Origin of the sequence: Nonomuraea rhizosphaerae (assembly GCF_019396405.1) — a bacterium.
In the GTDB taxonomy this organism is placed as follows: Bacteria; Actinomycetota; Actinomycetes; order Streptosporangiales; family Streptosporangiaceae; genus Nonomuraea; species Nonomuraea rhizosphaerae.
On record NZ_JAHKRL010000421.1, the window covers coordinates 1 to 21,504 of the forward strand.

General features: G+C 72.4%; 16 protein-coding genes and 1 pseudogene. 15 read left to right on the forward strand and 2 right to left on the reverse strand.

Annotated features, from left to right (window positions below; translation table 11 throughout):
- Positions 1-122: 122 nt before the first annotated feature.
- From mraY to KME77_RS21690, 12 genes are all read left to right on the forward strand, one after another.
- Positions 123-1,181: a phospho-N-acetylmuramoyl-pentapeptide-transferase gene (gene mraY / locus KME77_RS21635; protein ID WP_219470592.1), complete on the forward strand. Its 1,059-nt coding sequence runs from the start codon at positions 123-125 to the stop codon at positions 1,179-1,181.
- Positions 1,181-2,545, forward strand: a complete 1,365-nt coding sequence (murD, locus tag KME77_RS21640; RefSeq protein WP_246610420.1) for a UDP-N-acetylmuramoyl-L-alanine--D-glutamate ligase — start codon at positions 1,181-1,183, stop codon at positions 2,543-2,545. Before mraY ends, murD begins: the two co-directional genes overlap by 1 nt.
- Positions 2,542-3,849, forward strand: a complete 1,308-nt coding sequence (ftsW, locus tag KME77_RS21645) for a putative lipid II flippase FtsW (RefSeq protein ID WP_219470597.1) — start codon at positions 2,542-2,544, stop codon at positions 3,847-3,849. Before murD ends, ftsW begins: the two co-directional genes overlap by 4 nt.
- Before the next feature lie 13 nt (positions 3,850-3,862).
- Entirely contained in the window at positions 3,863-4,939 is a 1,077-nt protein-coding gene (gene murG, locus KME77_RS21650) for an undecaprenyldiphospho-muramoylpentapeptide beta-N-acetylglucosaminyltransferase (protein ID WP_219470599.1), read from the forward strand.
- Complete coding sequence (murC, locus tag KME77_RS21655; RefSeq protein ID WP_219470600.1) at positions 4,936-6,336, forward strand: UDP-N-acetylmuramate--L-alanine ligase; 1,401 nt, start codon at positions 4,936-4,938, stop codon at positions 6,334-6,336. The genes murG and murC overlap by 4 nt, the downstream gene beginning before the upstream one ends.
- 127 nt (positions 6,337-6,463) lie before the next feature.
- On the forward strand, positions 6,464-7,138 hold the full coding sequence (locus KME77_RS21660; RefSeq protein WP_219470603.1) for a cell division protein FtsQ/DivIB: 675 nt from the start codon (positions 6,464-6,466) through the stop codon (positions 7,136-7,138).
- Positions 7,139-7,665: 527 nt separating this feature from the next.
- Positions 7,666-9,192, forward strand: a complete 1,527-nt coding sequence (gene ftsZ, locus KME77_RS21665) for a cell division protein FtsZ (RefSeq protein WP_219470605.1) — start codon at positions 7,666-7,668, stop codon at positions 9,190-9,192.
- A 229-nt stretch (positions 9,193-9,421) separates the two neighbouring features.
- Complete coding sequence (locus KME77_RS21670) at positions 9,422-10,153, forward strand: YggS family pyridoxal phosphate-dependent enzyme (protein WP_246610424.1); 732 nt, start codon at positions 9,422-9,424, stop codon at positions 10,151-10,153.
- 139 nt (positions 10,154-10,292) lie between these two features.
- Entirely contained in the window at positions 10,293-10,793 is a 501-nt protein-coding gene (locus tag KME77_RS21675; protein ID WP_219470607.1) for a cell division protein SepF, read from the forward strand.
- Between the two features lie 80 nt (positions 10,794-10,873).
- Complete coding sequence (locus KME77_RS21680) at positions 10,874-11,167, forward strand: YggT family protein (protein WP_219470610.1); 294 nt, start codon at positions 10,874-10,876, stop codon at positions 11,165-11,167.
- 106 nt (positions 11,168-11,273) lie between these two features.
- Positions 11,274-12,146, forward strand: coding sequence for a DivIVA domain-containing protein (locus tag KME77_RS21685; protein WP_219470612.1), 873 nt, complete (start codon positions 11,274-11,276; stop codon positions 12,144-12,146).
- A 41-nt stretch (positions 12,147-12,187) separates the two neighbouring features.
- On the forward strand, positions 12,188-14,818 hold the full coding sequence (locus KME77_RS21690) for a hypothetical protein (protein ID WP_219470614.1): 2,631 nt from the start codon (positions 12,188-12,190) through the stop codon (positions 14,816-14,818).
- Positions 14,819-15,037: 219 nt separating this feature from the next.
- Here KME77_RS21690 and ileS read toward each other — a convergent pair whose 3' ends face one another.
- On the reverse strand, positions 15,038-18,184 hold the full coding sequence (ileS, locus tag KME77_RS21695) for an isoleucine--tRNA ligase (protein WP_219470616.1): 3,147 nt from the start codon (positions 18,182-18,184) through the stop codon (positions 15,038-15,040).
- 454 nt (positions 18,185-18,638) lie between these two features.
- Here ileS and KME77_RS21700 point away from each other — a divergent pair, with 454 nt between their 5' ends.
- The 3 genes from KME77_RS21700 to KME77_RS21710 are packed head-to-tail and all read left to right on the forward strand — an operon-like array spanning position 18,639 to position 20,663.
- A complete protein-coding gene (locus KME77_RS21700; RefSeq protein ID WP_219470618.1) occupies positions 18,639-19,028 on the forward strand; it encodes a TraR/DksA family transcriptional regulator in 390 nt (129 codons plus the stop codon).
- Between the two features lie 50 nt (positions 19,029-19,078).
- Complete coding sequence (locus tag KME77_RS21705) at positions 19,079-19,741, forward strand: signal peptidase II (RefSeq protein WP_219470620.1); 663 nt, start codon at positions 19,079-19,081, stop codon at positions 19,739-19,741.
- A complete protein-coding gene (locus KME77_RS21710) occupies positions 19,734-20,663 on the forward strand; it encodes an RluA family pseudouridine synthase (protein ID WP_219470622.1) in 930 nt (309 codons plus the stop codon). Before KME77_RS21705 ends, KME77_RS21710 begins: the two co-directional genes overlap by 8 nt.
- 40 nt (positions 20,664-20,703) lie before the next feature.
- On the opposite strand, the pseudogene KME77_RS21715 reads toward KME77_RS21710, so the two are convergent.
- A pseudogene (locus KME77_RS21715) lies at positions 20,704-21,504 on the reverse strand (hypothetical protein); the annotation flags it as partial.

Genomic DNA, 21,504 nt, shown 5'->3' on the forward strand with positions numbered 1-21,504 from the left:
GCCGCCGCGGCGGCGGCCGAGCTGGCGCAGTGGCTGCGTCCCGGTGACGCGGTGCTGGTCAAGGGCCCCAGGGTGATGGAGCTCAACCGGACAGCCGAGCTGTTGCTCGGGGGGGCCACCCAGTGATCGACATCGTCATCGCCGGAGCGGTGGGCCTGGTCCTCTCGATGCTGGGGACGCCCCTCGCGATCCGGCTGTTCTCCCGGCGCGGCTTCGGCCAGGAGATCCGCGAGGAGGGCCCGCAGGCCCACCACGGCAAGCGGGGCACCCCCACCATGGGCGGCACGGTGTTCGTGCTGGCCTCCCTGCTGGCCTACGCGGCCTCGCACCTGGCGACGTTCGCCGCGCCCACGGTGTCGGGGATGCTGGTGCTGTTCCTGATGACCGGGCTCGGCGCGGTCGGGTTCCTCGACGACTTCATCAAGATCTACAAGCAGCGGAGCCTGGGCCTGCGCAGCGGCGCCAAGGCGCTGGGCCAGCTCGTCGTCGGCGCGATCTTCGCCGTGCTGGTGACCCGCCAGCCCAACGTGTACGGCATCACGCCCGCCGAGACCAGGCTGTCGTTCCTGCGCGACTTCGGGCCCCCGTCGATCGGGATCGTGGCCTTCACCGTCTGGGTCCTCATCATGATCGTCGGCTTCTCCAACGCGGTGAACCTCACCGACGGCCTCGACGGCCTGGCCAGCGGCGCGACCGGGGTGGTGCTGGGCGCGTACGTGCTGATCGGCAACTGGCAGCTGCGCAACAACTGCATCGACCAGCTCGGCCCCAACTGCTACTGGGTGCGCGACCCGCTCGACCTGGCCGTGGTCGCCGCGGCCGTGCTCGGGGCGCTGATCGGCTTCCTGTGGTGGAACGCCCCGCCGGCCAAGATCTTCATGGGCGACACCGGGTCGCTGGCCCTGGGCGGCGTGCTGGCCGGGCTGGCCATCGCCACCCGCACCCAGCTCCTGCTCATCATCCTGGCCGGGCTGTGCGTGCTGATCACCATGTCGGTGATCATCCAGGTCGGCTTCTTCAAGATGACCGGCAAACGGGTGTTCAGGATGGCGCCGCTGCAGCACCACTTCGAGCTGAAGGGGTGGGCGGAGACCACGATCGTGGTCCGGTTCTGGCTCATCGCGATGCTGTGCGCGGCCGTCGGCCTCGGCCTGTTCTACGTCGAATGGATGCCCAAGTAATGCCTCTCACCTGCGTGGCCGGGCTCGGCGTCTCCGGCGTCGCCGTGGCCAGGGTGCTGGCCGGGCGCGGTGAGCCCGTCGTCGTGGTCGAGGCCGCCGAGGGCGAGCGGCAGCGCGCCGCCGCCGGCGAGCTGGCCGCGCTGGGCGTCGAGGTGCGCTTCGGCCCGATGGAGCTGCCCGAGGGCGTCACCCGGCTCGTCACCACCGGCTGGGCGCCGCACCACCCGCTCGTCGCCGCCGCCCTGGAAGCGGAGGTCGAGGTGGTGGGCGAGGTGGAGCTGGCCTGGCGGCTGCGGCCCGCCCAGGCGGCCCCCTGGCTCGCGCTGACCGGCTCCAACGGCAAGACGACCGTCGTGCGCATGCTCACCTCCATGCTGCTGGCCGCCGGGCACAAGGCCTTGGCCGTCGGCAACGTGGGCGTGCCCGTCGTCGAGGCCGTCGCCGAGCCGTACGACGTCCTGGCCGTGGAGCTGTCCAGCTTCCAGCTCCACTGGTCGGACACACTCGCCCCGAGAGCGGCCGCGCTGCTCAACCTGGCGCCCGACCACCTCGACTGGCACGGCTCCATGGAGGCCTACGCCGCCGCCAAGGCCAAGATCTTCGAGCGCGCCGGCACCGTGGTCTACAACGCCGACGATCCCGGGACGGCCCGGATCGCCGCGCCCTATCCCGGCGCGGTCGGCTTCACGCTGCTCGCGCCGAAGGCCGACCAGCTCGGCGTGGTCGAGGACCTGCTGGTCGACCGGGCGTTCGTGGCCGACCCCGTGGAGGCGGCCGAGGAGCTCGCCACGCTCGCCGACGTCCACCCCCTCGCGCCGCACAACGTGGCCAACGCCCTGGCCGCCGCCGCGCTGGCCCGCGCGTACGGGGTGCCGGCCGAGGCCGTACGGCGAGGGCTGCGCGAGTTCACGCCCGACCCGCACCGCATGACGCACATCGGCCGGGTCGGCGAGGTCGACTACGTCGACGACTCCAAGGCCACCAACCCGCACGCCGCCGCCGCGGCCCTGTCGTCCTACCCGTCGATCGTGTGGGTGGCCGGCGGCCAGCTCAAGGGCGCCGACGTCGACGACCTCGTCCGGCGGGCCGCGCCCAGGCTGCGCGGCGCCGTGCTGCTCGGCGCCGACCGCGCCCGGATCGCCGAAGCTCTGGCGCGACACGCGCCGAATGTCCCCGTCGTGGACATCGCCGGCCAAGACACTGGTGCGATGGAACGCGTCGTCACCGAAGCCGCCAGGCTCGCCTCCGCCGGAGACACCGTGCTGCTCTCACCGGCCGGGGCGTCCCTGGACATGTTCGCCAACTACCCGGCCCGAGGGGAGGCCTTCGCGCGAGCCGTACGCGGCCTGGAGGTGGCGACGTGAGCGTCACCGCCTCACCCGACGCCAAGAAGGCGCCCGGCGCCAAGAAGCCGCAGAGCGCCGTCGAGGGCCCGGCCGTGTGGTTCCGCGAGCAGCTCGCCGCGCTCAAGGAGCTGCTGGAACGGCCGCTGACCACCTACTACCTGATCATCGGGTGCAGCGGGCTGCTCCTGGCGCTCGGGCTGATGATGGTGCTGTCGGCCTCCAGCATCGAGGCGATGCAGAAGACCGGCGACCCGTTCACCTGGTTCCTCAAGCAGTCGATCTCGGCCGCGCTGGGCGTGCCGCTGATGTGGATCTGCTCGCGGCTGCCGTACAAGTTCTTCCGGTGGGCGGGCTACCCGCTGATCGCGCTGTCGGTCATCGCGCTGGTCATGGTGCTGTTCATCGGCTCGTCGGAGCTGGGCGCGCAGCGGTGGATCTACGTCGGGCCGTTCACCGTCCAGCCGTCCGAGCCCGCCAAGCTGGGCCTGGCGCTGTGGGGCGCCGACCTGCTGGCGCGCAGGGCGCGGCAGGGCCGCATCGAGTGGCGGCAGATGCTGATCCCGCTCATGCCGGGCACCGCGATCCTGGCCGTCATGGTCATGCTCGGCCGCGACCTGGGCACCACGCTGGTGCTGTTCATGATCTTCCTGTCGCTGCTGTGGGTGGTGGGGGCGCCGATCAAGCTGTTCGGCGGCATCCTGTCGCTGGCCGTCCTGGCCGCGCTGATCATGATCAAGGTGGAGCCGTACCGGATGGCCCGCATCGGGGCCTTCCTCGACCCGTGGGCCGACGCGCAGGGCGCGGGCTACCAGGCCGTCCAGGGACAGATCGCGATGGGCTCCGGCGGCTGGTTCGGGCTGGGCCTGGGCAGCAGCCGGGCCAAGTGGAGCTGGCTGCCCCACGGCGAGAGCGACTTCATCTTCGCCATCCTCGGCGAGGAGCTCGGGCTGATGGGGACGCTGATCGTGGTCGCCCTGTTCGGGCTGCTCGGGTACGCGGGCCTGCGGGTGGCCGCCAGGGTCAAGGACGCCTTCGTCCGGCTGACCGCCGCCGCCATCGTGGCCTGGGTCGTCGGCCAGGCGGTCGTCAACATGGGCGCCGTCCTCGGCGTGCTGCCCATCACCGGCATCCCGCTGCCGCTGGTCTCGTACGGCGGGTCGGCGCTCTTGCCCACGCTCGCCGCGCTGGGGATGCTGCTGTCGTTCGCCAAACGCGAGCCTGGAGCCCGTGAGGCCTTGGCCGCTCGTGGCCCCGGACCGGCCGCACGGGGCCTAAGCTGGCTTGGCCTGGGGGGAACGAGCAAAGGCCGAGCACGACGTTAGGAAGTGACCGAACATGAGGGTGGTCCTCGCCGGTGGCGGGACGGCCGGGCACATCGAGCCGGCCCTCGCCCTTGCCGACGCGCTGCGCCATCTCGACCAGCGCATCGGCATCACCTGCGTGGGCACCGAACGCGGGCTGGAGACCCGTCTGGTCCCCGCCAGAGGGTACGAGCTGGAGCTGGTCCCCGCGGTGCCGCTGCCCAGGGCGATCACGCCCCGGCTGCTGACCGTGCCCGGGCGGCTGGCCGGGGCGGTCAACGCGGTGGCCTCCATACTCGACCGGGTCAGGGCCGACGTCCTCGTCGGCTTCGGCGGCTACGTGGCCACGCCCGCCTACCTGGCCGCCAAGCGGCGCGGCCTGCCGATCGTGGTCCACGAGGCCAACCCCCGCCCCGGCCTGGCCAACCGGCTGGGCGCCAGGCTCACCGACCACGTCTTCACCGGTTTCCCCGACCACACGCTCGGCAAGGCCGAGTACATCGGCACCCCGCTGCGCCGCGAGATCGTCTCCCTCGACCGGCTGTCGATGGGCGACAAGGCGCGCTCCTGGTTCGGGCTGGAGAACGACCGGCCGACGCTGCTGGTGTTCGGCGGCTCGCAGGGGGCCAGGTCGCTCAACGAGGCCGCGCTCGCCGCCGCGCCCGTGCTGCGCAACGCCGGGGTGCAGGTGCTGCACGTGATCGGGCCCAAGAACACCGTCGAGCGCGAGCCGCCGCCCGGCGACCCCCAGTACGTCCTGCTGCCCTACGTCGACCGCATGGACCTGGCCTACGCCGCCGCCGACTTCGCGTTGTGCCGCAGCGGGGCGCTGACCTGCGCCGAGCTGACCGCGGTCGGGCTGCCGGCCGCGTACGTGCCGCTGCCCCACGGCAACGGCGAGCAGCGGATCAACGCCGAGCGCATCGCCGCGGGGGGCGGCGGGTTCATGGTGGACGACGCCGGCCTCACATCTGATTGGATCATCCAGAACGTCCTTCCGGTGCTCCACAACCCCGAGCGGGTCGTGGCCCTGTCGGAGGCCGCCTCAAGACTGGGGAGGAAGGACGCCGATATCATGCTCGCCAGGAAAGTGTTGGAGATAGCCCGATGACTCTGGTCAAGCTGGTGGATCCCGTCGCCGTGGAGGAACTGGGCCGCGTGCACTTCATCGGCATCGGCGGCGCGGGGATGTCCGGCATCGCCCGCATCCTGCTCAAACGCGGGGTGCGCGTGTCGGGCAGCGACGCCCGCAGCACCGAGCTGGTGAGCGAGCTGCGCGAGCTGGGCGCCACCGTCCACATCGGCCACGCCGCCTCCCACATCAAGGACGTCGACACCGTCGTGGTCTCCACCGCGATCCGCGACTCCAACCCCGAGCTGGGCGAGGCGCTCAAGCAGGGGCTGAGGGTCATCCCGCGGGCCGCCGCGCTCGCCTCGGTGATGGCCGGGCGCACCGCCGTCGCCGTCGCCGGCACCCACGGCAAGACCACCACCACCTCGATGCTGACCGTCGCGCTGCAGAAGTGCGGCGCCGACCCGTCCTACTGCGTGGGCGGCCAGCTCGTCACCACCGGGCTGGGCGCCGACGAGGGGTCGGGCCAGGTGTTCGTGGCCGAGGCCGACGAGAGCGACGGCTCGTTCCTGATGCTGGCGCCCGACATCGCGGTCGTCACCAACGTCGAGGCCGACCATCTCGACAACTACGGCGACCCGCGCGCCGTGCACGACAGCTTCGCCCGCTTCGCCGACCGCATCGGGTCGCTGCTCATCGCCTGCGCCGACGACCCCGGCGCGGCCGAGCTGGCCGCGGTGGCGCGAGGGCGCGGCATCCGGGTGGTCACCTACGGCGAGAGCGGCGACTACCGGGTCAGCGGCGTGCGCCCCGACGGGTTCGGCACCACCTTCACCATCGAGCGGCTGGGCGAGGTGCGGCTGGCCGTGCCCGGCGCGCACAACGCGCTCAACGCCACCGCCGTGGTCGCCGTCGCCGAGGCGCTGGGGCTGCCGTTCGAGGAGGTCAGGGACGGCCTGGCGGCCTTCACCGGGGCCAAGCGGCGCTTCGAGGCCAAGGGCGAGGCGCGCGGGATCGCGGTGTTCGACAGCTACGCCCACCACCCGACCGAGCTGGCCGCCGACCTGCGGGCCGCGCGCGACGTGGCGGCGTCCTACTCCGGCAGCGGCCGGGTCATCGCGATCTTCCAGCCGCACCTCTACTCGCGCACCCGGTTCTTCGCCGAGGAGTTCGGCACCGCGCTCGGGCTGGCGGACGAGGCCATCGTGCTCGACGTCTACGGGGCCCGCGAGGACCCCGAGCCCGGCGTCTCCGGCGCGATGGTGGCCGGGCGGGTCCAGCTGCCCGCCGAGAAGGTCGTCTACGCCCCCGACCGGGCGGCGGTGCCGGGGCTGGTGGCGTCGCGGGCGCGCGGCGGCGACATCGTGCTGACGATGGGGGCCGGCGACGTGACGGAGCTCGGGCCGCAGATCCTCGCGGAGCTGTCCGCCGGATGAATCCCTGGTTACGCCCGTTCTGGCGTGGTGCCCGGGGGCGCGGGGCGAGGCGGCGTAGGTTCGGTGGCGCACGACCGGCGATGCCGCCGGGGGTGCCGTTGACAGGGCTGCCGACGCTGGGAGGGCGATGAAGGCGCGCAACGCGTTCCTGGTGCTGCTGACCGCCGGGGTGGTGGGCACCGCCGTCTGGCTGATCTTCTTCTCGCCCGTGCTCGGCGTCCGCTCGATCGACATCGTGGGAAATGTCACAGTGCCCGCCGAGCGCATCCAGCGGGAGGCGGGAGTGCCCCAGCTGCACCCCCTGGCCACCGTCGACCTGGCGGACGTGGAGACGCGGGTGCTGCGGATCCGGCAGCTCGCCTCGGCCAAGGTCGACAGGGTCTGGCCAGGCACGCTCAAGATCGAGGTGGTCGAGCGGGAGCCGGTCGCCCAGCTCGACACCGGGGCCGCCGGGAGCGGGAAGATCGCGCTGATCGACAAGGAGGGCGTGGTCGTCGAGCTGAAGAGCGTCACCCAGCCCGGCCTGCCGATACTCAAGCTCGACCGTCCCGGCGCCGGGGACCCGGCCACCATGGCCGCGCTGAAGGTGATCCAATCGCTGCCCGCCGACCTGGCCGCCAAGGTGCGGCTCGTCCGGGCCTCCACGCCCGAGGGTGTGACGCTGGAGCTGGCCGACGGGCGCAGCGTCGTGTGGGGCGGCGCCGACCGGGGCGAGGACAAGGCGCGGATCCTGACGTCGCTGCTGCGGCGCAAGGCCAGCGTGTACGACGTCAGCTCCCCGGACGTGGTGACGCTCAAGTGACCCCGCCCGTGCCCTTGCCCCTGCCCATGACCCCGCCCGTGGCCCTGCCCCTGACCCCGCCCGTGCGGCAGGCGGTGGCGCCGCGATGCCGGGACTCGCCGCCGGCGTGATCGCGGCCCGGCCCGCGGGCGCCGATCGGTGTGATCCAAAGGCGGGAATGGTGCGTCTCATGGATTATGCGTAACTACCGGGCGGCGTATTCCCGGAAGCCGGCCGATCAAGGCGCCGAACGACGGCCGAGCCTGTCCAGGGTGGGGGTCCCGGCGTGAGAGCCTGTAACACGGCGCGTGACAGTGGCGTCCCGACCAGGCGTGACGATGGAGCGAACCGGACAGCCCGCGACACGCCGGACGTGCTCGCGGCGCGGTTAGTTGACCCGCCCGGTAGGGGACTCCTACTGTCCGTATCAATCTCAGGTTGACATAAATCTGAATCTCAACTTGAGGTTGAGAGTTTAACCGAAGTAACAGAACGCGGAGACGATCCGCACCGAAATGGCAAGTCAACGAGCGGAAAGGCCCCTCGTCGTGGCAGCACCGCAGAACTACCTCGCGGTCATCAAGGTCGTCGGCATTGGCGGCGGCGGAGTGAACGCCGTCAACCGGATGATCGAGGAGGGACTCAAGGGCGTCGAGTTCATCGCGATAAACACCGACGCCCAGGCGCTGCTGATGAGTGACGCCGACGTCAAACTCGACGTGGGCCGTGAGCTCACCCGCGGGCTCGGCGCCGGCGCCAACCCCGATGTGGGGCGCAAGGCGGCAGAAGACCATCGCGAGGAGATCGAGGAGGTCCTCAAGGGGGCCGACATGGTCTTCGTGACCGCCGGTGAGGGAGGTGGCACCGGCACGGGCGGCGCGCCCGTCGTGGCCAACATCGCCCGCTCGCTGGGCGCGCTCACCATCGGTGTGGTCACCCGGCCGTTCAGCTTCGAGGGCCGCCGCAGGGCCTCCCAGGCCGAGGCCGGCATAGAGACGCTGCGCGACGAGGTCGACACCCTCATCGTGATCCCCAACGACCGGCTGCTGTCGATCTCCGACCGGCAGGTGAGCGTGCTCGACGCGTTCAAGGCGGCCGACCAGGTGCTGCTGTCCGGTGTCCAGGGCATCACCGACCTGATCACCACGCCCGGTCTGATCAACCTCGACTTCGCCGACGTCAAGTCGGTCATGTCGGGCGCGGGCTCGGCGCTGATGGGCATCGGCCACGCGCGCGGCGACGACCGCTCGGTCGCCGCGGCCGAGATGGCCGTCTCCAGCCCGCTGCTGGAGGCCAGCATCGACGGCGCCCACGGCGTGCTGCTGTCGATCGCCGGCGGCTCCGACCTCGGCCTGTTCGAGATCAACGAGGCCGCGCAGCTCGTGTCGATGGCCGCCGCCCCCGACGCGAACATCATCTTCGGCACGGTCATCGACGACGCCCTCGGCGACGAGGTGCGCGTCACCGTGATCGCCGCCGGGTTCGACGACGTGCCGCCGCCGGTGGAGAAGCCGCTGCCGCGCCCGCAGAGCCGTCCCGCCGCCGCGCCCGCCGCGCCGCCCGTGTCGTCGCCCGTACGGCCCAGCGTCCCGGCGCCCAGCGTGAAGGCCGAGCCGGTCGCGCCGCGCTTCGACCCGCGTCCCGAGCCCAGGGTGGAGCACCGGCCCGAGCCGCGTCCCGAACCCCGCCCGGAGCTGCGGCCCGAGCCGCCGCGGGCCGACCATCGGCCGGACCATCGCCCGGACCATCGGCCGGACCACCGGCCCGACGTGCGGTCCGACCACCGCCAGGAGGCGCGGCCCGAGCACAGGCCCGACCACCGCCCAGACCACCGTCCCGACCACCGCTCCGACCATCGGCCCGAGCCGGTGCGTCCGGTGGAGAGCGCGTCCGAGCCGGTCCACGAGGCGATCGCCGACGAGCCCTCGGGCCCCGTCTCGATCCCCCGCCCCACGCCCGAGCCCGCCAATCCGCCCACGCCCATCACCTCCCGCATGTCGGAGCCCGCCAAACGCCGTCCGGTGGTTTTCGAGGAGCAGGAGGAGGAGCTCGACGTCCCGGACTTCCTCAAGTAGCCCATCCCTCCGCCGCTCCTTCCTCCACGGGAACGGAGCGGCGCAGCCGCATCCGGGGGCAGGGTCTCCGGAGGCGTGCGGGGTGCCGGTGGCCGGCCTTACCGTGGTCCGTCACGGCGGCCCGCCCCGTGCGGGCTCAGCGGCCGTGTCCCTGGAGGCGCCCGGCCACGTGCGGCGACTGGGGCCGGCCCATGCGTGCCGTACAGGATCTGTTGGGAGAAGGGGCGGGATGAGACAGGTGGGGGAGATGGCCGGGTCCGACACCACCCGCAGGCGGGACGAGATCGCGGCCGGCCTGGCGCGCGTGGAGCGGCGCATCACCGACGCCTGCGAGCGGGCGGGACGCGAGCGCGGCGAGGTCACCCTGATCGCCGTCACCAAGACCTACCCCGCCTCCGACGTGCGCCTGCTGCGCGACCTCGGCGTCCGCGACATGGGCGAGAACCGCGACCAGGAGGCCGCCGCCAAGGCGGCCGAATGCCAGGACCTCCCGCTGACCTGGCACTTCGTCGGGCAGCTCCAGACCAACAAGGTCCGCTCCGTCGTCTCCTACGCCGACGTGATCCACTCCGTCGACCGCCCCAGGCTGGTCGAGGCGATCAGCCGCGAGGCCGTCAAGCAGGAACGCCGGATCGGCTGCCTCGTGCAGGTGGCCCTCGACGACGACCCCGCCAGGGGCGGCGCCCGGCCCGCGGACGTGCCCGGCCTCGCCGACCTCCTCGAGCAGGCGCCCGGCGTCTGGCTGGGCGGGGTGATGGCGGTCGCGCCGCTGGGGGAGGAGTCCGGCCCCGCGTTCGCGCGGCTGCGCGACCTGGCGGCCGCCGTGCGCGAGCGGCACCCCCGCGCGACGACGGTGTCGGCGGGCATGAGCGACGACCTGGGCGAGGCCGTCGCGCACGGCGCGACACACGTTCGGGTCGGTACGGCGTTGCTCGGCCGTCGCAAGCCCTTCGTCAGGTAATGTCCCCTCAAGTGGGTCTTCAGGCCCGCGCACCCAGTAGAGGTCGATCAGCGGTCAGCTCGAAGGGGGTACGGCTACCGCCTCGGGACCCGGGACAGGCCCGAGCGAGTGCGACCATGAGCAGGAGGACGACGTAGCTATGGCCGGCGCGATGCGCAAGATGGCGGTCTACCTCGGTCTCGTGGAGGACGACCGCTACGAGAGGTACGACACCTACCCGGACGAGTACGCCTACGAGGACGAGCCCGCGCGAACCGGCGAGGAACGGGCCGTAGCGGTCCAGGAACGCGACGACGAGCCCGACCCCGGGGTGCCCGCGCCGAGGCCTTCCACGACCGTCCTGGAGCGCCGTACGACCGATCTGGCGCGCATCACGACGCTGCACCCGCGGACCTACAACGAGGCCCGGACGATCGGCGAGCACTTCCGCGACGGCACCCCCGTCATCATGAACCTGACCGAGATGGTTGACAGCGACGCGAAACGCCTGGTCGATTTCGCGGCAGGTCTGGTCTTTGGCCTACATGGCAGCATTGAACGTGTTACCAACAAGGTGTTCCTGTTGTCCCCCGCCAATGTTGAGGTGACCGCCGAGGACAAGGCTCGAATCGCGGAACGCGGGTTCTTCAACCAGAGTTAGAGTCTCTGTATGTCTATCGCACCCAACCGGGTCTCCCCGAGACCGGGAGGGCACATCAGCAGAGGAGGCGCGGCCAGGCCGTGGGCATCATAGGCAACCTCTTGGTCGTCGTCCTGTCTCTCTACTTGGTGCTGCTCATCGGCAGGATGATCTTTGAGACGGTCCAGGCTTTCGCACGTTCCTGGCGCCCCTCCGGCGTCGTCCTCGTGCTCGCCGAGGCCACCTACACCGCAACCGACCCTCCTCTCAAGTTCCTCCGCCGTTTCATTCCTCCGCTCCGGTTGGGTACGGTGGCCTTTGACCTAAGCTTCACAGTCCTGTTCATCGTCGTGCTGCTGCTGATCCAGTTCGCTGGACTGCTCGGCACCGCGTGACCGGGGCCGTGGTGCTCAGGCCGTGATCCAACTCGTGTCCGCGCTGAAGTGATTCGGGTTAACCGTCCCTCCGGACAGACTCCAAGCGCGCCAAGGAGACCAAAAGATGCCGCTGACGCCCGCTGATGTGCGGAACAAGCAGTTCAGTACCACCCGGCTACGGCCGGGCTACGACGAGGAAGAGGTAGACGCCTTCCTCGACGAAGTCGAGGCTGAGCTCGACCGCCTGATCCAAGAGAACGAGGAGCTCCGCGCCAAGCTGGCCGAGTGCCTGCGCGGGAAGGTGCCGGGCGGCATGAGCATGCCCATGGCCTCCGCGCCGGTGCAGGAGCAGCCCAAGCCCGAGATGATGGCGCCGCCGCCGCAGCCCGAGCCCATGCGGGCCCCCGAGCCGCAGCCGCAGCCCCAGCCGGTCCCCGTGATGAACATGCCTCCGCAGGAGGACAACATGGACACCGCGGCCCGGGTTCTCGCGCTCGCCCAGCAGACCGCCGACCAGGCGATCTCCGACGCCCGCCGCGAGGCGGACGAGACGGTCACCCGCGCCCGCCGCGAGGCCGACGAGATCCTGACCAAGGCTCGCCGCCAGGCCGAGCAGGTCATCGGCGACGCCCGTGCCCGCGCCGAGACTCTGGAACGTGACGCTCAGGAGCGCCACCGCCAGGCCATGGGCTCCCTCGTCCAGACCCGCGACGAGCTGGAGCGCAAGGTCGAGGAGCTGCGCAGCTTCGAGCGCGAGTACCGCAGCCGCCTGAAGCTCTACCTGGAGAACCAGCTCGCCGAGCTGAACGTCTCCGCGGAGGGCAGCGGCGGGTTCCCGGTCATGTCGGGTGGTCCCTCGGCGTCGGCCCCGGCCATGTCGCACGCGGTGCCCCAGGGCGGTCAGCAGCCTCTGCCCGGTGGCCCGAACCCGTTCGGCGGTGACTCCCCGCAGGGCGCTTTCCCCGGCGGTGACGGTCCGCACAGCGACCGCCGGTAAGGTAGCGGGTCAACAGGACCCGTCACTCGAAAGAGCCCTCTGTGATCCTCATCAGTGCTGGTTTGGTGCTCGCGGCGGTGGTCTTGCTGATCGCGGGCTTCGTTCTGGCAAAGCCGTTCCTGATCATGTGGTCCATCGTGGTCAGCGTGCTGTCCGCGCTGTTCCTGGTGATCGGGGCGCTGCTACGGCGTCACGAGCTGTTTCCCGGTGGTGGGCGGGCCGCTGCGCCGGCCGCCCCGCCCGTCGGGCTCGTGCCTCCCGGCATGCCGCACAACCAGACCCAGCCTGGCCAGCTGCTGGGGGCGCCACAGCGTCCGCAGACGATGCAGCAGACGACGGTCACCGTTCCGGCACCCATGCCGGGGCACGCTCCGGCCGCGCAGCGCCGCCCCACGGCGCGGGGGATCTCCCCTGACGCGCTCGTCCTGGTGATCCCCGGACGCAAGCGCTACCACGTGCCGGGCTGCCGCCAGCTCATCGGACGGGACCAGGAGGAGCTCACCTACGAGGAGGCGCGCGAGGAGGGCTTCACGCCCTGCACGGCGTGCCTGCCCGACGCAGCGCTCGGCGGACGGCAGCTGCCGCCTGCCGCCGGCCCCGAGCCCGCCGTCGCACCCACCGCCACCCTCACGCCCGGCCCCGAGGCCTCCGCGCCCGGGTCGGCGCCGGCCGTCACCCCCATGCCCGGTCATGAGCCGGGCGGAGCCCCCTCCCGGCAGGTTCCCAAGCTTCCCGCCGAGCTGCGGGCCGAGTCGCCCGGAGCCACCCGAGACCTGCGTCCCCCGGTGTCCGCGCCCGGGTCCGCCGCCGCCTCGCCGGGTGCCGGGCCGTCGAAGCCCGACTCGAAGGCCTCCGCCCCTGGGCCTGACGCGTCCGCCGAGCCCACCGGCTGGTTCGCGCGCCCGTCGGAGACCGGTCCCGGTCCCGGTTCCGGTCCGAGCAGGCCGGGCTCTCCCGCCGCCGACCGTCCCGACTCCCCTTCTTCGGGGCCCCGTCAGGCGCCGTACGTCACCACGATGCCCAGCGGCACCGGGCAGCCCCCGTCCGGCCAGCCCGGGTCCCGTCAGCCCGGCTCCGGCCGGCCACCGTCTTCGGAAAGGCCCGGGGCGGGCGCGCAGCCGCCCGGCTCCCGCCCTCAAGGGCCCGGCACGACCGGATCCGGTCCGCAGCCCACCAGGGCTCCCGGCTCCGGCCCGCAGTCCTCTTCGAGAGCGCCCGGGAGCGGCCCGCAGCCGTCCGGGGCGCCTGGGGCCGGTTCCTGGCCTGGGGCGGGTTCGGAGTCCTCGGGTACGCGGCCGTCCGGCGCGCCCGGTTCCGGCCCGCAGGCGTTCACCCCCGGCAAGCCCGGGTCCTCAGCCGGTCAGCCTGGGTCCACGGCCGACCAGCCCCGGTCCGCTGCCGGTCAGTCCGGCGCTGCGGCCGACAAGCCCGCATCTGCGGCCGGTCAGGCCGGCGCCGGGCAGCAGGCTCGGTCCGGCCAGCAGGCGTCGCCCGACCGGCAGGAGCCTGGGAAGGCCGCCGCTGGGCGGTCGTCCGCCGGGCCGGTCCCGGGCGACAAGCCCGTCGCCGGGACACCGGGCACCCGCCCGCCGTACGCCGCCCAGCGGCCCGGCACCCCTGAGCGGGGCACACCTGAACGAGGCGCCGCCGAGCGTGGCGCTCCTGAGCGAGGTACGCCTGAGCGGGGCACCGCCGATCGGGGCACGCCTGAACGAGGCGCCGCCGACCGTGGCGCCGCCGATCGCGGCGCCCCAGAGCGAGGGATGCCGGAGCGAGGCGCCGCCGAGCGTGGCGGAGCGGATCGAGGCGGGGCTGAGCGCGGTGATGCCGAGCGCGGTCGGGCGGACCGCGGCACGGTCGACCGTGGCGGGGTGAGCCGTGATGCCGAGCGTGCGGAGCTGGACGATTCGGGTCCTTCGACGCAGCCTCAGCGCGCCGTCCAGCCCGGCGACGCCCCTCCCGGCAAGGCGGGCCGCCCGCCGGCGTCGGGGGAGTCCGCCGCCTCCGAGCGTCCCGCTTCGTCGGCCGAGTCGGCCGCCAAGCCCAAGGGCCCCCAGCCCACCGGAGCGGGCGCGTCCGACAAGCCTCAGCGCCCCGAGTCCGGCGCACCGCAACGCCCCGCGCCCGGTTCGTCGCAGCGGCCGGCGTCGAGCGCGCCGCAGCGGCCGGCGTCCGGCTCAGCGGCGCGGCCGGAGCCCGGGAGCGGGCCGCAGAAGTCCAGCTCCAAGGCCGACCAGCCGGCGGTGTCCGGGGCGGAGCGCCCGGGATCGAAGGGCGAGCCGTCCGAGTCGGTGGGCGGGACCGTCGCCATGCCGATTCAGTCTGGCTCGCCGACAGGCGGGAAGCCTGCGACGGGCGAGAAGACTCCTGCGGCGGGGACGCCTTCGGAGAGCGCCAAGGCTGCCGCCAAGGCACCGGAGGCACCGAAGCCCGCCGCCGGGTCGGAGGACGACGACAAGGGCGGCAGGAACGGCAAGCCCGCCGAGGAGAGGAGCGGGCGGGCCGCCACCGTCAAGGTGATCGTCGGCACCCGTCGCTACCACAGCACCACCTGCCCTCTCATCCGTGGCGCGGGCGAGTCGGGCGTGGAGACGATGACGATCAGCCAGGCCGAGTCGGCGGGGCTCACGAGCTGCTCGGTGTGCCAGAACGACCGCGAGACGGTCAGCTAGCAGCGGTTGTTACCAGAGACTGACTGAGGGCGATCGAGCCCTGGTTCCGCGTGCCCTCGCACGCCGGACAGGCCCCGGGAGAGGCGATGGCGCCGCCGCGCCGCTGGCAGGGGCTGCCCCGTGCGTGGGGTGCGGAAGCGCGTGGGGTGCGGAAGCGCGTGGGGCGCGCCCGTACGGGCGCGCCCCACCGGACAGCTCTCCGCTGTCCGGAGCCGGTCGTCAGGCGCGGCGTAGCTGGAAGGTCAGCCCCAGGTCCGCGTCCGTGTGCGAGGGCAGCCCCTCCTCGCTCCCCTCGGTGACGGACGTGGCCAGGACCTCCTCGGCCACGGCGTCCCCGCCGGAGCGCAGCGCGGAGGCCAGCAGCGGGTCCGCGGCCGACCACCAAAGGGAGATCCGGTCCGTGATCGACAGGCCGGTCGACTTGCGGGCCTCCTGGACCAGGCGGATCACCTCGCGCACCAGGCCGGCCCGCCGCAGCTCGTCGGTCAGCTCCAGGTCGAGCGCCACCGTCTCGCCGGTGCCCGTGTCGACGGCGCCGGTCTCGACGGCCCAGCCGGAGCGGGGCTGCTCGGTGACGATCACCTCGTCGGGACCGAGCGACACCTGCCCCAGCTCGGCGACGTCCACCGTGACCGGGGAGCCCGCGCGGAGCGCGCGCGCCAGGGAGGTGGCGTCGGCCGCGCCGACGGCGGCGGCCACCAGCTTGGTCTGGGAGCCGAACCGCTTGCCGAGCGCCCGGAAGTTCGGCTTGACGGTGTACGAGACCAGGTCGGCGCTGAAGCCGGACATGTCCTCCAGGGCGAGGACGTTCAGCTCGTCCGCGATCAGGTCGCGCAGCTCCGCCGGGAGCGACGGCCAGCCGTGCGCCCCGACCAGGGCCCTGCCGAGCGGCTGCCGGGTCTTGACGCCGGAGGAGGCGCGGGCCGAGCGGCCCAGCTCGACCAGCCGGCGTACCAGGGCCATGCGGTCGGTCAGCTCCGGGTCGAGCAGCTCCTCGCGTACGGCGGGCCAGCCGGCCAGGTGCACCGAGGAGGGGGCGTCGTCGGCGCGCAGCACGTCCCACAGGTAGTCGGTGACGAACGGCGTGATCGGCGACATCAGCCGGGTGACCGTCTCCAGGCACTCGTACAGGGTCGCGAAGGCGTCCTCGTTGCCCTGCCAGAAGCGGCGGCGGGAGCGGCGGACGTACCAGTTGGACAGGTCGTCGAGGAAGTCGGCCAGCCTGCGCCCGGCCCGCTGGGTGTCGTACTCGTCCAGCGACGCCGTGACGTCGGCCACCGTGCGGTGCAGCTCGGCCAGCGCCCACCGGTCCAGCAGCGGCCGGTCGGCCGGCGCGGAGGCGGAGGCGAGGCGGGCGGGCGACCACGACTCGGCGTTGGCGTACAGGGTGAAGAACGAGGCGGTGTTCCAGTAGGTGAGCAGGACCTTGCGGACGATCTCCTCAAGGGCGTTGTGGCCCACCCGGCGCGCCGCCCACGGCGAGCCGGAGCAGGCCATGAACCAGCGCAGCGCGTCGGCGCCGTGCTGGTCCATCAGCGGCATGGGCTGCAGCACGTTGCCCAGGTGCTTGCTCATCTTGCGGCCGTCCTCGGCCAGGATGAGCCCGAGGCAGAGCACGTTCTCGTAGGAGCTCTGGCCGAACACCAGCGTGCCGACGGCCATCAGCGAGTAGAACCACCCGCGCGTCTGGTCGGTCGCCTCGCAGATGAACTGCGCCGGGTAGACGCCGTCGGGCTTGCCGCGCGCGCCCCACTGGGCGAACGGCATGGAGCCCGAGTCGTACCAGGCGTCGATGACGTCCGGCACCCGCCGCGCCTCGGCCGAGCAGGAGGGGCAGGGGAAGGTGACGTCGTCGACGTAGGGGCGGTGCGGGTCGAGCGCGGACACGTCGCGCCCGGCCAGCTCGCCCAGCTCGTCCATCGAGCCGACGCAGGTCACGTGCGACTCGTCCTCGGTGCACACCCACAGCGGCAGCGGCGTGCCCCAGTAGCGCGAGCGCGACAGCGCCCAGTCGACGTTGTTGCGCAGCCACTCGCCGAAGCGGCCCCACTTGACCGTGTCGGGGAACCAGTTCGTCCTGGCGTTCTCGGCCAGCATCTGGTCCTTGACCGCGGTGGTCCTGATGTACCAGGACGGGAGCGCGTAGTAGAGCAGCGGCGTGTGGCAGCGCCAGCAGTGCGGGTAGCTGTGCTCGAAGTGCTCGCCGCGGAACAGCAGGCCGCGCGCCCGCAGGTCGGCGGTCAGCCCCTCGTCGGCGTCCTTGAAGAACTGGCCGCCGACCATGGGCACGTCGTCGAGGAAGCGGCCGTCGGGGCCGATGGGGTTGACGACCGGCATGTCGTACTTCTTCGTCACGGCGAGGTCGTCGGCGCCGAACGCCGGGGCCTGGTGGACCAGGCCCGTGCCGTCCTCGACCGTCACGTAGTCGCCGAGCACCACGTAGTGGGCGCCCGGGATGTCGACCAGCTCGAACGGCCGCTCGTACGCGGTGTGCTCCAGCTCGCGGCCGGTGAGGCGGGCGACCTCGGCCGCGCCCTCGCCCAGGACCGAGAGCAGCGGCTCGGCCACCACCAGCACCTCTCCGGCGGCCGTGCGGGCGGCGACGTAGGTGACGTCGGGGTGCACGGCGACGGCCGTGTTGGAGACCAGCGTCCACGGCGTCGTCGTCCACACCAGCAGCGCCGCGCCCAGCTCGGCCAGCGGGCCGGACGTGACGGGCATGCGCACGTAGACGGACGGGCTGGAGACGTTCTCGTAGCCGCCGGGCTGGCCCAGCTCGTGGTCGGACAGGCCGGTGCCGCAGCGCGGGCAGTAGGGGGTGATGCGGAAGTCGCGGAACAGCAGCCCCTTGTCGAAGACGACCTTGAGCGACCACCAGACCGATTCGATATAGGACGGGTCCATGGTCCGGTACGCGGTGGACAGGTCGATCCAGTAACCCATCCGCTCGGTCATCTGCTCGAAGGCGTCCACGTGCCGCAGCACCGACTCGCGGCACTTGGCGTTGAACTCGGCGATGCCGTACGCCTCGATGTCCTTCTTGCCGGTCAGGCCCAGCTCACGCTCGATGCCGACCTCGACCGGCAGGCCGTGGCAGTCCCAGCCCGCCTTGCGCGGCACGCTGAAGCCGCGCATCGACTTGTAGCGGGGGAACAGGTCCTTGAACACCCTGGCCTCCACGTGGTGGACGCCGGGCAGGCCGTTGGCGGTGGGCGGGCCCTCGTAGAAGGTCCAGGACGGGTTGCCGTCGTTCTGCTCGACGGAGCGCTCGAAGATCTTCCCGTCCCGCCAGCGGTCGAGGACCTCGCGCTCGAGCGCGGGCAGGTCGACCTGCGCGGGAAGAGAGCGGAAAGAAGGGGAAGACATCTCGGGCGGGCCTCCACGCGATCACTGGCTGACAGGTGCGTGAAGGGACGAAGCCGTCGAGCGACTCCGCGGTACCACCCTTCTTGACCCCTGGGGAGGGGTCCTCTTCGTTTGGTCTGCTGCCGGGTCTAGTGAGCTCGGACCGAGCCGTTCTTCCGGCGGCTCCGGGGTGATGTCCGTCACAGACGGGCCCCATCAACGCCTTGCAGCTTCAAATCGTAACGCAGCATGGAAGCGAAAGCTTCCGGGTTTGCCGCAGGCAGGTAAACGCCGTCCCAGAAGTGGGAATCGGCATCGCCGATGAGGAGTTGAACGGGCGAGGCGGGATAGTACGGGAGAGGTAAATCGTCCGGCGGGTCGTTTGCCGTTCCGTTATGGGCAACCCTAAGCTGCCCGCACCATATATGGCGTTGATCAGCGATTGATCGGCCCCTTGACCAGCATGGAGACAACCATGGCGCCAGTCACGCAGACCGCGACACCGTCGACGTGGTCGGAGGAGGAACTGGCCGAGGTACGCGGCCAGTTGCAGACCGAGATCGACGAGCTCAACACCGACATCCTGCGCCACGAGTCGGAGATCGCCTCGGGAGATGTCACCCAGGGCGCCGGTGACGACCAGGCGGACGCGGGGGCCAAGACGTACGAGCGCGAACGTGAGATCGCCCTTACCCTGAATGCGCGCGATCTGGTCGCGCAGAACGAACGTGCGATCGCCAGGATCGACGCAGGGACCTATGGAGTGTGCGAATCGTGCCACAAGCCGATCGGCAAGGAGCGTCTGCAGGCGTTCCCGAGGGCGACGCTGTGCGTGGCCTGCAAGCAGAAGGAGGAGCGCCGGTAGGCGGCACACCGGCCGGCGGGCGGCGCGGGCGCCTGTCCGCCGTCCTCGTCGTGCTCGCGGTCGTGGTGTACGCGGCCGACCTGATCACCAAGACGGTGGTCCTGCGCACCCTCGAAGGCGAGGCGCCCCTGGTGGTCGTCCAGGACGTGCTGCAACTGCGGGTCATCTTCAATTCCGGCGCCGCGTTCAGCATCGGCACCGGAATGACGATCATCTTCACGTTCATCGCCGTGGGCGTCGTGGTCGCGATCATCCGCACCGCCCGCAGGATGGGCAGCCTGCCGTGGGCGATCACGCTGGGCCTGCTGCTCGGCGGGGCGCTGGGCAACCTGACCGACCGGCTGCTGCGCTACCCGTCCGGGTTCGGCAGGTCCGTGCAGTTCCAGGGGCACGTGGTCGACTGGATCGAGGTGCTGCCCGGCCACTTCCCGGTGATCGACTACTTCCCGGTGTTCAACGTGGCCGACTCGGCGATCGTCTGCGGCGGCATCCTCGCCGTGATCCTGGCCTGGCGGGGGTACCAGATCGACGGGACGCGGGAGGGCGGCAAGCAGGCCCAGCCCGCCCCGGCCTCCGCCGCGACTCCCGCCGTCGCCGAGCCGAGCCCTGAGCCCGCCGGTGAGCCGGCCGCCGAGCCCGTCGTCCCGGCCGCCGCGCCGCCGAAGCCTGATACGTCCGAGAAGTCCGGTGGGGCGGAGGGCGAGCGTGGCTGATCAGCGCAGCCTGCCCGTGCCCGACGGACTGGAGGGCGAGCGGCTCGACGCCGCGCTCTCCCGCCTGTTCGGCTTCTCCCGCACCCGCGCCGCGGAGCTGATCGTCGCCGGCGAGGTCCTGGTGGACGGCAGGGCGCCGGCCAAGTCCGACCGCGTCCACGCCGGCGCGTGGCTCGACGTGACGCTCCCGCCGCCGGTCACCACGCCGATGCCGGTCGCCGAGCCGATCCCCGGCATGACGATCGTGTACGAGGACGACGACGTCGTCGTGGTCAACAAGCCCATCGGCGTCGCCGCGCACCCGACCGTCGGCTGGACCTGCCCCACCGTGATCGGCGGCCTCCTCGGCGCCGGGCACACCATCGCCACCAGCGGCGCCGCCGAACGCCAGGGCATCGTGCACCGGCTCGACGCCAACACCACCGGCGCCATGGTCGTGGCCAAGAGCGAGCACGCCTACTCGCACCTCAAACGCGCCTTCAAGGAGCGTACGGTCGACAAGCGCTACCACGCGCTGGTGCAGGGGCACCCCGACCCGTTCCGGGGCACCGTGGACGCGCCCATCGACCGGCACCCGTCCGGCGACGGCAGGTTCGCCGTGGTCGCCGGGGGCAAGCCGTCGGTCACCCACTACGACACGATCGAGGCGTTCCGGGCGGCGTCGCTGCTCGACATCAAGCTGGAGACCGGGCGTACGCACCAGATCCGGGTGCACATGTCGGCGCTGCGGCACCCGTGCGTGGGCGACCTCATGTACGGGGCCGACCCGACGCTGGCGGCGCGGCTGGGGATCACGCGGCAGTGGCTGCACGCGGTGTCGCTCGGGTTCGAGCATCCCGCGACGGGGGAGTGGGTGTCGTTCTCCACCGACTACCCGGACGACCTGCGGCGGGCGCTCGACGTCGTACGCGAGGAGTCGTAGCGAAGGGCCCTGAGAAGGTCGCCCAGCTCTGGCCTCAGCCTCAGCCCTCGCCTCCCTCGTCAGGTGCCACGTCGCCGGGGTCGGTCTGCTCCTCGGTGGGCTCGTCGGACGCCTCGTCAGAGGACTTCGGGGCGCTCTTGCTCCTGCTCGGCGTGGCCGAGGGCCGCTTCTTCGTCGGGGTGCCGGTGGCGCTGGGACGGCCGCCGCTCCTCGTCGGGGCGCCGGTGTCCTGGCGTACGCCGTTCTCGGACGTCGAGGGGCGCGTGGACGGCTTGTACGAACGGGTCGCCTCGGGGGTCGGACCGGAGACGGTCACGCTGGCCGTGCTCACGACCGCCGGGACCTTCGTGGCCGGAGGGCTCGTCGCCTGGCGGTTGGTCCACCAGGCGGCGCCGCCGGTGAGGAGGGCGAGCCCCATGACGACGGCGATCAGCGCGGCCAAGGGGGGCTTGCGCCGCCGGGTGTGCCGTCCCGGTGGCGGCGGTGCGGTGCCGGGGGGACGGGCGGCGAGGTTCTCCTGGGTGTCGGCCGGGCCGGCGGCGGCCATGGCGCCCGCGCCGGCCATGGCACTCGTGCCTGCCACGGCACTCGGGTCTGCCATGGAGCTCGCGCGGGCCATCAGGCCCGGGCTCGCCGCCGGGCGATGGCCCGCACCGATGCTGGGGCCCGCCGCGCCTGCTCCTGTTGCGCTGGGTCCGGCCGCGACGCCGGGACCCGCCTGCGCGGCCGCACCGGCCGCTCCAGCGGCTCCGATGACCCCGCCCGCGGGACCCCGGCCGATCGGCCGGTCGCCGATCCAGTCGCCCGTCTGGTCGCCCGCCCAGTCCCCCCTCATGTCCGC